Consider the following 11,862-nt stretch of genomic DNA (forward strand, 5'->3'; position numbering starts at 1 on the left):
ATCGAGAGGCTGCGGCCGGACGTCGTGCTCATGGACATCCGGATGCCCCGGCTCGACGGCCTGGCCGCCACCCGGGCCCTGCACAGCCGGTCCGACCCGCCCCGCGTCATCGTGCTGACCACCTTCGACGCGGACGACAACGTGGTCGACGCGCTGGCTGCCGGCGCCGACGGCTTCCTGCTCAAGGACACCCCGCCGCCGCAGATCATCGCGGCGATCCGTGCCGTGGCCGCCGGTGACCCGATGCTGTCGCCGTCGGTCACACGCACGCTGATCCAGCGGCTCCGTGACGACGCCGACGACGACCGCAGCGAGACCGCGATCCGCCGGCTCGCCGTGCTGACCGAGCGCGAGCACGACGTCGCGCTCGCCGTCGGCCGCGGCCTCAGCAACGCCGAGATCGCCGGCGAGCTGCACCTGTCGGTGCCGACGGTCAAGGCCCACGTCTCCCGGCTGTTCGAGAAGCTGCAGGTGACCAACCGCGTGCAGATCGCGATCTGCGTCCACGACGCCGGGCTGGCCTGAGCGGCAGCCCACACCTAGAGCTCGTACGTCGCGCCCGTGCGGGCCAGCTCGGCGGGCCCGTCCCAGGCTGCCCGCGCATCGGCCAGCTGGTCCTGTTTGTCGAACCACGGCGGGATGTGGGTGAGGACCAGGCGGCCGACGCCGGTCCGGGCCGCGAGCTCGCCGCAGTCCGTGCCGGTGAGGTGGATCTCCGGCGGGTTGTCGTCGCCAGCGCGGAACGACGCCTCGGCGAGCAGCAGGTCGACGTCCGTCGCGACCCGGTCGAGGGCCTCGCAGGGAGCGGTGTCCCCGGTGTAGGCGACGGTCGCGCCCCCGGCGGTGACCCGCAGGCCGTAGGCCTCCACCGGGTGCAGGACCGGGATCGCCTCGATGGTGAACGGTCCGACCGAGAACGAGGTGTCGTAGGTGCGGAAGTCGAACTCGTGGGCCATGCCGGGCCCGTCGGGCAGGTCGTAGGCGCGGGCCATCCGCTCCCCCGTGCCGCCCGGCCCGTAGACCGGGAGCCGCGGCTGGGAGCCGAGCGGGTGGTACTTCCGCAGCACGTAGAAGCCGCACAGGTCGAGGCAGTGGTCCGGGTGCAGGTGGCTCAGGGCCACCGCGTCGATCGACAGCGGGTCGGCGTAGTGGTGCAGCGCCCCCAGCGCCCCGCTCCCGAGGTCGAGCAGGATCCGCCAGGTCCGGCCGTCGTCCGGGTCCTCCTGCTCGAGGAGGTAGCAGCTGGCCGGCGAGTCCGGCCCGGGGTAGGACCCCGAGCAACCCACGACGGTGAGCCTCACGAGAGCCCCCCGGCGTACTGGGTGGCCGCCATCAGCTCTGCCCCGAGGAACCGCCGGCCGATCCGCTCGAACTCCGCGGGCGCCCCCGTCGTGGCGAAGTGGTACGTCGGCTCCCCGCCCGGGCGCATCAGGCCCGTGCTCACGAGCATCCGGTAGACGTCCTTGGCGCACTCCTCGGCGCTGCTCACCAACGTGACGCCGTCGCCCATCACGTAGGAGATCACGCCGGTGAGCAGCGGGTAGTGCGTGCACCCGAGGATGAGCGTGTCGACGCCGGCGGAGGTCAACGGGTCGAGGTAGGTGTGCGCGGCGGCCAGCAGCTCGTCGCCGCCGGTCACGCCGGCCTCGACGAAGTCCACGAACAGCGGGCACGCCTGGGTGGTCAGCTCCACGTGGGGCGCAGCCGCGAACGCGTCCTCGTAGGCCATCGACTCCGCCGTCGCCCGGGTGCAGATGACCCCGATCCGTCCGGTCCGGCTGGCGGCGACCGCGCGCCGGGTCGCGGGGTAGATCACCTCGACCACGGGGACGTCGTAGCGCTCCCGGGCGTCCCGGAGCATCGCCGCGCTGGCCGAGTTGCAGGCGATGACCAGCGCCTTGACCCCCTCGGCGTAGAGGTGGTCCAGGCACTCGAGCGCGTACTCGCGCACCTCGCCGATCGGCTTGGGGCCGTAGGGCTGGCGCGCGGTGTCGCCGAGGTAGCGCACCGACTCGTGCGGCAGCTGGTCGATGACCGACCGGGCCACCGTGAGGCCACCGAAACCGGAGTCGAAGATCCCGATCGGGGCGTCGGCGTCGGGGGCGTCGGCGTCGTCGGGCACGGGAGGCGGCACAACAGGAGAGCGTAGGTCGTCCACCCGCCCCGGGCACGGGGTCGTCGCGCACGTCACGTACGCCGGTGACATCACGATTTCGGGGTGCGTGTTCGCCGGTTGGCGGGACAATGCCCGGAATCGGGTAGAGGCTTGCCCCATGGGCGACACGAGCGAGCAGGTCCTGGGGACCGCCGAGCAGGAGGTGCAGCGCCGCCTCGAGGCCGAGGCGCAGCTCAACGACCTGCGGCTCCGGGTCGACAACGCCCAGCAGCTGGCCAACATGGGCGACTACGACTGGCACATGCCGACCGACACCAACCGCTGGTCCGACCAGCTCTACCGGATCTACGGCTACGAGCCGCAGTCGTTCAACCCCAGCTACGAGCGGTTCCTGTCGTTCCTGCACCCGGACGACCGCGAGCACGTCCAAGCCGTCCACCAACAGGCCCTGGCCACCGGTGAGCCCTACGAGATGACCGAGCGCATCGTCCGCCCGGACGGTGAGCTCCGCTACCTGTCGACCAACGGCCAGGTGCTCTTCGACGAGGACGGCAGTCCCGTCCGGATGCGCGGGACGTGCATCGACATCACCGAGCGGGTCCTCGCGGAGCGGGAGCGCGAGGAGCACGCCGCCCGCGCCCAGGCGGAGCGGATGCGGCGCCGCGCGGCCCTGGAGATCAACGACAACGTCGTGCAGGGCCTGACCGCGGCGCTGTACGCGCTCGAGGTCGACGACGACAACTCGGCTCGCGGCTACGTGCTGCGCACCCTCGACGCGGCGCGGCAGGTCATCACCGACCTCAGCACGCCCCTGGAGGGCGACGAGTTCCAGCCGGGCGACCTGGTGCGGGAGAACGCCGCCGAGCTGCCCGAACAGCCCGAACAGCCCGCCTAGTCGAACAGCCGCGGCTGCGGCGGGCCCAGGCTCGGGTCGACGCCGTCGAAGAGGCTGCTCACGGACTCCCCGGCGTGGATCCGGTCGATGGCAGCCGCGAACAGCCCGGCCACGGACCGCACCTCGAGCGCGGGCCAGTCCGCCGGCGGCGGAACCGTGTCCGTGGTGACGACCTCGGAGATCATCGGGTGCTCGCGGAGCCGCTCCAGCGCCTTGCCGACGAACAGGCCGTGCGTGCAGGCGACCGCCGCCTCCGTGCAGCCGTGCTCCGCGAGCCGCTCCAGCAGCTCGACGATGGAGCCGCCGGTGGCGATCTCGTCGTCGAGGACGATGGCCCGCTTGCCCTGCACGTCGCCGACGATGTTGTCGATCACGACCTGGTCGTCGGCCAGCCGCTTCTTCGAGCCGGCCGCCACCGGGGTGCCCAGCAGCCGCGCGAACTGGCTCGCGGTCTTGGCGTTGCCGAAGTCGGGCGAGACGACGACCGTGTCACTGAGGTCCTGGCCGAGGAAGTGGTCGGCCAGGACGCCGAGCGCGGTCAGGTGGTCGACGGGCACCGAGAAGAAGGCGTGCACCTGCGGCGCGTGCAACGTCATGGTGATGACCCGGTCGACGCCGGCGGCGCTGAGCATGTCGGCGACCAGCTTGCCGCCGATGGACAGCCGGGATGCGTCCTTCTTGTCCGAGCGCGCGTAGGCGTAGTAGGGGATCACCGCGGTGATCTGCTGGGCCGACGCCCCACGGGCCGCGTCGATCATCAGCAGCAGCTCCATCAGGTGCTCCTGGGTCGGCGGCACCAGCGGCTGGACGATGTAGACGTCGCGCTGACGGCAGTTGGCCTGCAGCTGCGCCTGGAGGCAGTCGTTGCTGAACCGGGTCAGCTCGACCGAGCTGAGGTCGACACCGAGCTCCTCGCAGATGGCCTTGGCGAGCGGGCGGTGGGCACTGCCGCTGAAGACCACGATCTCGCGCATTCGGTGCCCGGCTCCCGCTAGTCGACGACTGTGTGTGCGACCGGGCGAGAGTAACCAGCGGGGGCGCCGTACGCCATGGCCCGTCCGGGCCCTGGAGTCCGGCTGGCCAGCTCGCGGGCCGTCGGCCACGGGTTGAACCGGCAGCCGGCGAGCCCCTTCGACTGCTGCATCATCACCGGCGCCGGCCGTCCGGGGCCGGGGCAGCCCGCGTGGCCGAGCCCCAGGAAGTGGCCGGACTCGTGGTTGACCACCATGTGCCGGTAGTCGCGCAGGGCGCCGTTGGCGGCGTTCCACGCAGGCGACGCGTGCTTCCACCGCTCCTGGTTGATGATCACGTAGCGCCCGACCCGGCAGCTCCACTCGCTGCTGCAGCCCGACGAGAAGCTCGGCACCAGGCTGGCCGCGCTGAGGACGAGCGTCATCGAGCCGCCCCGGGCCACCCGCCGGAACTCGATGCCGGCGCCCCGCCAGCCTCGCGGGTCGTCGAAGGTCTGCTGGGCCTGGCGGACGAAGGTCTTGAGACTGGTCGTGAGCGCGCCGCGGGTCTCCACGTGGTAGCGGACCGTGCGCCGGGCGTCGACGCGGTGCCGGACCCGCTCGGTGCGGTCCGTGGTGACCGTCAGCGTCGTGTAGCCGGGTGCCTTGGCCGTGATCGCCACCCGCAGCCTGGTGCCGACGTCCTGGACGGCGACGGGGTGACGGCGCCCCGTCTCACCCTCGATCGGGCGGCCGAAGCGCAGCCACTGGTAGCTGATCCGGGTGGGCTCGGCCGACCAGCTGCCGCCCTTCGCGACGAGGGTCCGGGTGAACCGCGGCTCGCCCACGATCTTCTGGCCGCCCTTCGCCTTCAGGGTCGCGCGCGCGACCTTCTCGGTCTCGGGCGAGACGGCGGCCGCGGTGGTGCTCCCGTCGCTGGCGGTCACCTCGACCGACAGCCGGCGGCCCAGGTCGTCGAGCCCGGGCACGTAGGTCTGCTGGTCCGCTCCGGCGATGGGCTGGCCGTCGCGCAGCCAGCGGTAGGCGTACGACGTCGGCGCGGGCGTCCAGGTGCCGGGCTGGGCGGTCAGCGTGGCGGCGTACTCAGGGGTGCCGGTGATGCTCGGTGGGACGGTGTTGACGGGCGCGGCGTCGGCCGGTGACGTCCAGACCGAGACTCCGGCGACGGCGAGGACCAGGGCGAGCAGGGCGCGTCTCATCGAGAACAGCCTAGGCAGGCTAGGCCCAGAGCTGCCCCTCGAGCGCGTCCTCGGCCTCGTCGACGGTGCCCTCGTAGGCCCCCGTCGAGAGGTACTTCCAACCGCCGTCGCAGACGACGAACGCGATGTCGGCGGGCTCGCCCGCCTTGACCGCCTTGGCGGCCTGGCCCAGCGCGGCGTGCAGGATGGCCCCGGTCGAGATGCCGGCGAAGATGCCCTCGAGCTCCAGGAGCTCCCGCACCCGGCGTACGGCGTCGCGCGGGCCGACCGAGAACCGGGCGTCGATGAGCGTCTCGTCGTAGAGCTCGGGGACGAAGCCCTCGTCGAGGTTGCGCAGGCCGTAGACCAGCTCGCCGTAACGGGGCTCGGCGGCCACGATCCGCACCTCAGGCTTGGCCTGGCGGAAGAACCGGCTGACGCCCATCAGCGTCCCGGTGGTGCCGAGGCCGGCCACGAAGTGGGTGACGCTCGGGAGGTCGGCCAGGATCTCCGGCCCGATGCCTTCCTGGTGGGCGAGGGCGTTGGCCTCGTTGCCGTACTGGTAGAGCATCACCCAGTCCGGGTGCTCCTCGGCGACCTGCTTGGCCACCCGGACGGCCTCGTTGGAGCCGCCGGCCGCGGGCGAGGTGATGATCTCCGCGCCCCACATCCGCAGCAGCTGGCGGCGCTCCTCGGAGGTGTTCTCCGGCATCACGCAGACCAGCCGGTAGCCCTTGAGCTTGGCCGCCATGGCCAGCGAGATGCCGGTGTTGCCCGAGGTCGGCTCGAGGATCGTGCAGCCCGGGCGCAGCAGGCCGGCCTTCTCGGCCTCCTCGACCATGCGGAGCGCCGGACGGTCCTTGATCGACCCGGTCGGGTTGCGGTCCTCGAGCTTGGCCCACAGGCGGACGTCGGCGCTCGGCGACAGGGCGGGCAGCCCGATCAGCGGCGTACCGCCGACCGAGGCGAGGAGGTTGTCGTACCGGGTCATCCGGGGGTCAGCCGCCGGCGACGGCCGGCAGGACGACGACCTGGTCGCCGTCGCTCAGCTCGGCCTCGAGCCCACCGATGAACCGGACGTCCTCGTCGTTGATGTAGACGTTGACGAACCGGCGCAGGTCGCCGTTCTCGACGAGGCGCTCCTTGAGGCCGGGGTGGTTGGCCTCGAGGTCGTCGATGAGCGCGCTGAGGCTGCCACCCTGCGCGTCGACGGCCTTGGCGCCGTCGGTGTAGGTGCGCAGGATCGTGGGGATGCGGACCTCGATGGCCATCAGACTGAACTCTCCGTCATGGGGGTTGGGGCAGGTAGCTGGTCGACGACCGTGACCTCTTCCTCGGTCACCTCGCCGTCGACGATCCGATACGACCTGAACTCCACCGGACCCTCGTTATTCCCGTGCTCACGTGTGCTGACCAGCACGTAGTGGGCATGGGGCTCGCTGGCCAGGCCGATGTCGGTGCGGCTCGGGTAGGCCTCGGTGGCGGTGTGGGAGTGGTAGACGACCACCGGCTCCTCGTCGTTGTCGTCCATCTCGCGGTAGAGCCGGAGCAGGTCGCCGGAGTCGAACTCGTAGAACGTCGGGCTGCCGGCGGCGTTGACCATCTCGATGAACCGCTCCGGCCGGTCACTGCCCTCGGGGCCAGCGACCACACCGCACGCCTCGTCGGGGTGGTCCCGCTTGGCGTGCGCCACGATGGCGTCGTACGTCGCCTGGTCGATCGTCAGCACGTGCTCAAGGGTATGGCGTCACCCTGGGGGTCCTGACCGACGTCTCGCGCATGGTGGCCGCCGGCCCCGACGGGCTAACGGGCGCCCCAGGTCTCCTGCAGCACCGCGCGGTGGGTGGGCAGCGCCTGGTCATGGACCCGCTGGCCCTTGTCGGTCAGCCGGACGAAGACGCCCCGACGGTCGTCGTCGCAGATGCTCCGCTCGACCAGCCCGTCGCGCTCCAGCCGGGCGACCGCCCGGGACAGCGCACTCTGGCTCAGGTGGATGTCGCCCGACAGGTCGTTCATCCGGTACTTGCCGCAGTTGGCGTCCACCAGCCGGTCGAGTGTCTCGAACTCGCTCAGCCCGATGTGGTGCCGGTCCTCCAGTGCCTTCTCGAGCGCGGAGCTGACCGCGGCGTGGCGCTCGAGCAGGGCCCGCCACTCGTCCACCAGTCCCGCTCGACCCATGCGCGCAGGATAGTGCGCACAACCAATCGATGCAACCACATTATTTGCTCTTGCATTGAATGCATGCGCATGGAATTCTCAGGTGAGTGACCTCACCAACCACTACTCACCCAGCCACCTCCGCCGGCGCCACCAGCTGGGGCCCGCGCACCTGGGCGATGCTGATCACCCTCTGCATCGTCCTGTTCCTCGACGGACTCGACGTCTCGATGATCGGCGTCGCACTCCCGTCGATCGGCGACGAGCTCGACCTGTCGACGTCCTCCCTGCAGTGGCTCGTCAGCGGCTACGTCCTCGGGTACGGCGGCCTGCTGCTGCTCGGTGGTCGCACCGCGGACCTGTTCGGACGCCGGAAGGTCTTCCTCATCGCGCTCGCCGTGTTCGCGCTGGCCTCACTGGCCGGCGGCCTGGTCAGCAGCGGGCCGCTGCTGATCCTCACCCGCTTCGTCAAGGGCCTGGCCGCGGCGTTCACCGCACCGACCGGGTCCCCATCATCACCACCAACTTCGCCGAGGGCCCGGCCCGCAACAAGGCGCTGTCGATCTACACGGTCTTCGGTGCGGGCGGCTACTCCTGCGGGCTGCTGTTCGGCGGCCTGATGACCGGCGTCGGCTGGCGCTGGACCTTCCTGCTGCCGGTGCCGATCGCGCTCGCGGCACTGGCTGCGGCGTTCCTGCTGCTGCCGAAGGACCGGCCGGCCGAGGAAGGGGGCCACGACCTCCTGGGTGCCGCGCTCTCCACCGGTGCGATGCTGCTGCTCGTCTACACGGTCGTCGCCGCACCGGAGGTCGGCTGGGCGTCGGCCCGCACCGTCGCCTCGTTCGTCCTGGTCGCTGCCCTCGTCGCTGGCTTCGTCGTCGCGGAGAGCCGGGTCAGGCACCCGCTGATCCGGCTCGGCATCCTGCGCAAGGCGACGCTGGTCCGTGCCAGCCTGGCCATCGTCGCGGTGGCCGGCTCCTACTTCAGCTGGCAGTTCATCGTGACGCTCTACCTGCAGGGCACCCTGGGCTGGTCGCCGTTGGAGCTCGCGCTCGCCCTGCTCCCGGTCGGCGTCATGGTGGCCGCGTCCGCCGTGTTCTCCGACAAGCTGGTCAACCGCTTCGGCACGTCCCGGATCATCGCGGTCACCATGGCCGTGATGGCGGTCGGCTACCTGCTCTTCCTGCGGGTGGACACCTCTCCGTCGTACCCGACCCTGCTGCTGCCCGCGCTGCTGCTCATCGGCGTCGGCTGGATCGGCTTCCCCGCGATCAACATCCAGGCGACCACCGGGGTCGACGACGAGGAGCAGGGCCTCGCGGCCGGCGTGCTGCAGACGTCGATGCAGGTCGGCGCGGCCGTGGTCCTCGCCGTGACCACTGCCCTGATCGCGTCGGGCGCCGAAGGCGCGACCACGCAGCAGGCAGCGCTGGACAGCTTCCGGCCGGGGCTGGTCTTCGCGGCGATCGTCGCGATCGTCGGTGCGCTCGTCGCCGGCCTCGGGCTGCTGGTGCGCAGCCCGGCAGCCGAACCGGAGCCGCTCGCCGAGCCCGAGCCGGACTACGTCACTCCTGCCGCGTGACCTCGAACCTGGCGGCGGGGCTGTCGGCGAGCGCGTGCGCGATCCGCTCTCGCAGGAAGTCCCGCATCGGCGGGAGGGCGCCGACCGGCCACCAGCCGACGTCGAGGTTCTCGTCGTCGTTGACCCGCGCCTCACCGCCGACCCACGAGCAGGCGAAGGTGAGGTCGAGGTAGACGCCCAGGTCACCGTTGGCGTGGGTGACCTGGGGACTGGCACCGACCGAGGCGAGCCGGTCGACGCTGATGTGGACCGCGGCCTCCTCGTAGGCCTCGCGCGCGGCCCCGACCGCGGGCTCCTCCCCCGGGTCGAGGATCCCGGTGATCGGCGCCCACTGGCCGTTGTCGGCGCGCAGCGTCAGCAGGATCTCGCGGGAGTCCGCCTCACCTCGGCAGACCACGGCCGTCACGGCCGGCAGCCACAGCTGGCGGGTCCCGACGAGCTCCCGGAGCTCGGCCACGAAGGGAGGGATGGGCACGCCTGCGATTGTCCACGGGTGCCGGAGCGCACGGGGTGCGGGCCTGGCTCACTCGTCGCGTGCGGCGCCGGTCCGTCCGTCCGCGGTCTCTCCGGAGCGCACCTCGGCGCCACTGGCGCCGGTGTCGCCGGTCTCGTCGCCGCCGGCGCGGCCTACGAACTCCGCGCTCTCGGTGGTTCCGGTCGTGCTGTTGGCGTCCATGGTGGGCGCGTCGGACCCGCCACCCGTCTCCCGGGCGCCGGCGTTGGCCGGGTCGGCGGGAGCGTCCTGCTCACCGCGGCGCCGCGCGGTCCCGTCGCGGGACAGGAGACCGGCCAGCCGTTCGAGGAAGCTCATACCCCCCGGTAACCCGTGAGGTCGGCTTTGTCACGGGAGGCGTCCTCACCCGTCGGGAGGCGGACGTTCTCGCCTCGGTGTCGGCACGAACCCGTGCCTCAGGCCCCAGAGCACGGCCTGGGAGCGGGTTCGCGCACCGATCTTCCGGTATCCCGTGCGAATGTAGGTCTTGACCGAGTTGATGCTCAGGTAGAGCTGCTGGGCGATCTCGTTGTTGCTCATGCCCCGGCAGATCAACGTGAGGATCTCGGCCTCACGCTCGCTCAAGCCGTTCCGGCGGCCTGGCCAGTCGCCCACTGCCTGCTCCGCGCCCTGGGCGGCGTCGACCTCCACCACGCGCTCGCCGGCCCGGACCCGCTCGAGCGCGGCCACCAACGTGGCACCGCTGACGCCCTTGTGCACGTAGCCGGCCACACCCTGGTCGAGCGCTGCCTCGACGACGTCGGGGTCGGCGGCGAAGGCGAAGACCACGACGGGAGACGACGTCGACTCCACGAACTCGCGCAGGTCGTCGACCATGCCGAAGGCGTCCTTGAGCACCACGTCCACGTCGTCGGGCGGGTCGCGCAGCGAGTCGAGCTCGACCACCTGCACCCGGTCGCGGTGGTCGGCGAGCATGGCTGCCAGACCCTGCACGACGATGGCGTGGTCGTCGACCAGGGCGACCCGCACGGGCGTGCCGGGGTCGCTCATGGCTCGCCACCGAAGAGCGTGATGACCGCGTGCGCGATCCGGGACGGCGCCACGCCGGCGCGCGCCGCCGACGCCTCCAGACGGGACCGGGCAGTGTCCGCGGACAGGCCGGCGTACGCCGCCAGCAGCCCGACGGCTGTGTCCATGCGGGCTCGGGCCCGCTGGTGGGCCGGGGCCTGCTCGGCCCGCAGCCGGGTCGAGAACGTCAGGTCGGCGTTCTCGATCGCTCCGGGAGCCCAGCCGCCGAGCATCTGGGCGAGCTGCTCGTGGTGACCGCTGAACGCGTGGCCGGAGGCGGCGTAGAGGTTCACGCTGCCGACCACCTCCTCCTCGCGCACGATCGGCAGCGTGAGGGTGCTCGCCACCACGCCGGACGCACCGGCCAGGGCGAAGATCCGCCACCGTTCCTCGTCGAGCAGGTCCTCGTCGTTGAGCTCCACCACCGCGCCTTCTCGCACCGCCTCCAGGCAGGGCCCGTCACCGAGGTACTGCAGGGCGTCGAGAACGGCGATCTCCGGTTCGGTGGCCACCAGCGTGAGCGCCAGCTCGTCCTCGAGGATGGCGATGCTCATGCCGATGCAGTCCGGCACGAGCTCCTGCACCTCGGTGCTGACCGCCCGGAGGCGGTCGAGCAGGTCGTCGTCCTCCATCACGGCGTCCCGCTCGCGCATCGCCTCGACGCTCTCGGGAATCGGTTCCATCCCACCCTCCTCAGGGCTCGCGGCGCCGGTGCACCGGGCCGTCCGTGGCCAGGTGCCGGACCGTGTCGACGAGGGAACGGCGGCGCAGCACCGGCGTGGGGGCGCTGTGCCGGTAGAGGAGTCCTTCCACGACCTCCGCCAGCAGGTCCACGGTGGACACCCGGGCGTTCCAGCCCAGCTCGAGCTCGGCCCGGTCGGTCGAGAGGAGAGGGACCGAGTAGGCAAGGTCGAGCCAGCCGGGGTCGAGCTGCGCGAGCCGGGCGTGCCACGCGCCAGCGAGGACGGCCCTCAGCACCCGAGCCGGCACCGGCACCAACCGCGCGGTCAGCGCCAGCGCCGCCATCTCTGCGGTCACCGGGCGGTCGGCCGCCAGGTTGAACGCGCCGCCCGGCGTGCGGTCCAGGACCCGGCTGACGGCGTCCACCACGTCGGTGACGTGGACGACCGGCACCTCGAGTCGCGGGTCGAGCGGGAGCACCGGCAGGTGCCCGATCAGCCTGGCGGGGACGTAACCCGGCACGCCGTAGCGGAGCAGTGAGCTGCCCGCCGCGCCCTGTCCGACGATGCCCGGCCGCAACCGGGTGACCACCAGCTCGGGATGGCGTCCCTCGAGATCGTCCAGCAGCCGCTCGGCCGCGGCCTTGTGCCTGCTGTACGGCGAGGTGGGCGCGCCTGCGGTGGGCCACGACTCGGGCACGGGTTGCGGCCCGGTGCGGGGCGAGTAGGCGCCCACCGACGACATGTGCACGAGGTGCGGG

General features: G+C 71.9%; 17 protein-coding genes. 4 read left to right on the plus strand and 13 right to left on the minus strand.

Annotated features, from left to right (window positions below; all coding sequences use genetic code 11):
• The coding region (locus JHD21_RS15845) for a response regulator transcription factor (protein WP_292677164.1) at positions 1-525 on the plus strand (525 nt) is incomplete at its 5' end.
• Between the two features lie 14 nt (positions 526-539).
• Here the strand turns inward: JHD21_RS15845 and JHD21_RS15850 are convergent.
• Both JHD21_RS15850 and murI read right to left on the minus strand, forming a co-directional pair.
• A complete protein-coding gene (locus tag JHD21_RS15850; RefSeq protein ID WP_292677167.1) occupies positions 540-1,301 on the minus strand; it encodes an MBL fold metallo-hydrolase in 762 nt (253 codons plus the stop codon).
• Positions 1,298-2,134: a glutamate racemase gene (gene murI / locus JHD21_RS15855; protein WP_292677169.1), complete on the minus strand. Its 837-nt coding sequence runs from the start codon at positions 2,132-2,134 to the stop codon at positions 1,298-1,300. The genes JHD21_RS15850 and murI overlap by 4 nt, the downstream gene beginning before the upstream one ends.
• 139 nt (positions 2,135-2,273) lie before the next feature.
• Here murI and JHD21_RS15860 point away from each other — a divergent pair, with 139 nt between their 5' ends.
• Entirely contained in the window at positions 2,274-3,011 is a 738-nt protein-coding gene (locus JHD21_RS15860) for a PAS domain-containing protein (RefSeq protein ID WP_292677171.1), read from the plus strand.
• Here the strand turns inward: JHD21_RS15860 and JHD21_RS15865 are convergent.
• The 6 genes from JHD21_RS15865 to JHD21_RS15890 all read right to left on the minus strand — a co-directional run bounded on the left by JHD21_RS15865 (position 3,008) and on the right by JHD21_RS15890 (position 7,338).
• A complete protein-coding gene (locus tag JHD21_RS15865; RefSeq protein WP_292677173.1) occupies positions 3,008-3,985 on the minus strand; it encodes a ribose-phosphate diphosphokinase in 978 nt (325 codons plus the stop codon). The two genes, JHD21_RS15860 and JHD21_RS15865, sit on opposite strands and share 4 nt — an antisense overlap.
• Positions 3,986-4,002: 17 nt before the next feature.
• Positions 4,003-5,181 (minus strand): DUF3152 domain-containing protein, encoded by a 1,179-nt coding sequence (locus JHD21_RS15870; RefSeq protein WP_292677175.1) that lies wholly within the window; start codon positions 5,179-5,181, stop codon positions 4,003-4,005.
• 19 nt (positions 5,182-5,200) lie between these two features.
• Entirely contained in the window at positions 5,201-6,151 is a 951-nt protein-coding gene (locus tag JHD21_RS15875; RefSeq protein ID WP_292677177.1) for a pyridoxal-phosphate dependent enzyme, read from the minus strand.
• Positions 6,152-6,158: 7 nt separating this feature from the next.
• Entirely contained in the window at positions 6,159-6,431 is a 273-nt protein-coding gene (locus tag JHD21_RS15880) for a MoaD/ThiS family protein (protein ID WP_292677179.1), read from the minus strand.
• Positions 6,431-6,889, minus strand: coding sequence for a M67 family metallopeptidase (locus JHD21_RS15885; RefSeq protein WP_292677182.1), 459 nt, complete (start codon positions 6,887-6,889; stop codon positions 6,431-6,433). Before JHD21_RS15885 ends, JHD21_RS15880 begins: the two co-directional genes overlap by 1 nt.
• 74 nt (positions 6,890-6,963) lie before the next feature.
• Positions 6,964-7,338, minus strand: coding sequence for a MarR family transcriptional regulator (locus JHD21_RS15890; RefSeq protein ID WP_292677184.1), 375 nt, complete (start codon positions 7,336-7,338; stop codon positions 6,964-6,966).
• A 158-nt stretch (positions 7,339-7,496) separates the two neighbouring features.
• Between JHD21_RS15890 and JHD21_RS15895 the strand changes: the two genes are divergently transcribed.
• Complete coding sequence (locus JHD21_RS15895) at positions 7,497-7,937, plus strand: MFS transporter (protein ID WP_292677186.1); 441 nt, start codon at positions 7,497-7,499, stop codon at positions 7,935-7,937.
• A complete protein-coding gene (locus JHD21_RS15900) occupies positions 7,880-8,899 on the plus strand; it encodes an MFS transporter (protein WP_292677198.1) in 1,020 nt (339 codons plus the stop codon). Before JHD21_RS15895 ends, JHD21_RS15900 begins: the two co-directional genes overlap by 58 nt.
• Here JHD21_RS15900 and JHD21_RS15905 read toward each other — a convergent pair.
• From JHD21_RS15905 to JHD21_RS15925, 5 genes are all read right to left on the minus strand, one after another.
• Entirely contained in the window at positions 8,883-9,374 is a 492-nt protein-coding gene (locus JHD21_RS15905; RefSeq protein WP_292677188.1) for an NUDIX domain-containing protein, read from the minus strand. The genes JHD21_RS15900 and JHD21_RS15905 overlap by 17 nt on opposite strands.
• 48 nt (positions 9,375-9,422) lie before the next feature.
• On the minus strand, positions 9,423-9,710 hold the full coding sequence (locus JHD21_RS15910; RefSeq protein WP_292677190.1) for a hypothetical protein: 288 nt from the start codon (positions 9,708-9,710) through the stop codon (positions 9,423-9,425).
• A gap of 45 nt (positions 9,711-9,755) precedes the next feature.
• A complete protein-coding gene (locus tag JHD21_RS15915) occupies positions 9,756-10,403 on the minus strand; it encodes a response regulator transcription factor (RefSeq protein WP_292677193.1) in 648 nt (215 codons plus the stop codon).
• A complete protein-coding gene (locus JHD21_RS15920; protein ID WP_292677195.1) occupies positions 10,400-11,104 on the minus strand; it encodes a GAF domain-containing protein in 705 nt (234 codons plus the stop codon). The genes JHD21_RS15915 and JHD21_RS15920 overlap by 4 nt, the downstream gene beginning before the upstream one ends.
• Before the next feature lie 10 nt (positions 11,105-11,114).
• Positions 11,115-11,862: NAD-dependent epimerase/dehydratase family protein (locus JHD21_RS15925; protein ID WP_292677196.1), on the minus strand; the 748-nt coding region annotated here is incomplete at its 5' end.

This window comes from Nocardioides sp. (genome assembly GCF_016462705.1).
In the GTDB taxonomy this organism is placed as follows: domain Bacteria; phylum Actinomycetota; class Actinomycetes; order Propionibacteriales; family Nocardioidaceae; genus Nocardioides.

Bases quoted from the DNA above. Each gene is read 5' to 3' on its own strand.
- JHD21_RS15865 (WP_292677173.1), bottom strand. From the start codon at position 3,985: ATGCGCGAGATCGTGGTCTTCAGCGGCAGTGCCCACCGCCCGCTCGCC.
- JHD21_RS15875 (WP_292677177.1), bottom strand. From the start codon at position 6,151: ATGACCCGGTACGACAACCTCCTCGCCTCGGTCGGCGGTACGCCGCTG.
- JHD21_RS15915 (WP_292677193.1), bottom strand. From the start codon at position 10,403: ATGAGCGACCCCGGCACGCCCGTGCGGGTCGCCCTGGTCGACGACCAC.
- JHD21_RS15880 (WP_292677179.1), bottom strand. From the start codon at position 6,431: ATGGCCATCGAGGTCCGCATCCCCACGATCCTGCGCACCTACACCGAC.
- JHD21_RS15910 (WP_292677190.1), bottom strand. From the start codon at position 9,710: ATGAGCTTCCTCGAACGGCTGGCCGGTCTCCTGTCCCGCGACGGGACC.
- JHD21_RS15860 (WP_292677171.1), top strand. From the start codon at position 2,274: ATGGGCGACACGAGCGAGCAGGTCCTGGGGACCGCCGAGCAGGAGGTG.
- JHD21_RS15870 (WP_292677175.1), bottom strand. From the start codon at position 5,181: ATGAGACGCGCCCTGCTCGCCCTGGTCCTCGCCGTCGCCGGAGTCTCG.
- JHD21_RS15920 (WP_292677195.1), bottom strand. From the start codon at position 11,104: ATGGAACCGATTCCCGAGAGCGTCGAGGCGATGCGCGAGCGGGACGCC.
- JHD21_RS15890 (WP_292677184.1), bottom strand. From the start codon at position 7,338: ATGGGTCGAGCGGGACTGGTGGACGAGTGGCGGGCCCTGCTCGAGCGC.
- JHD21_RS15895 (WP_292677186.1), top strand. From the start codon at position 7,497: ATGCTGATCACCCTCTGCATCGTCCTGTTCCTCGACGGACTCGACGTC.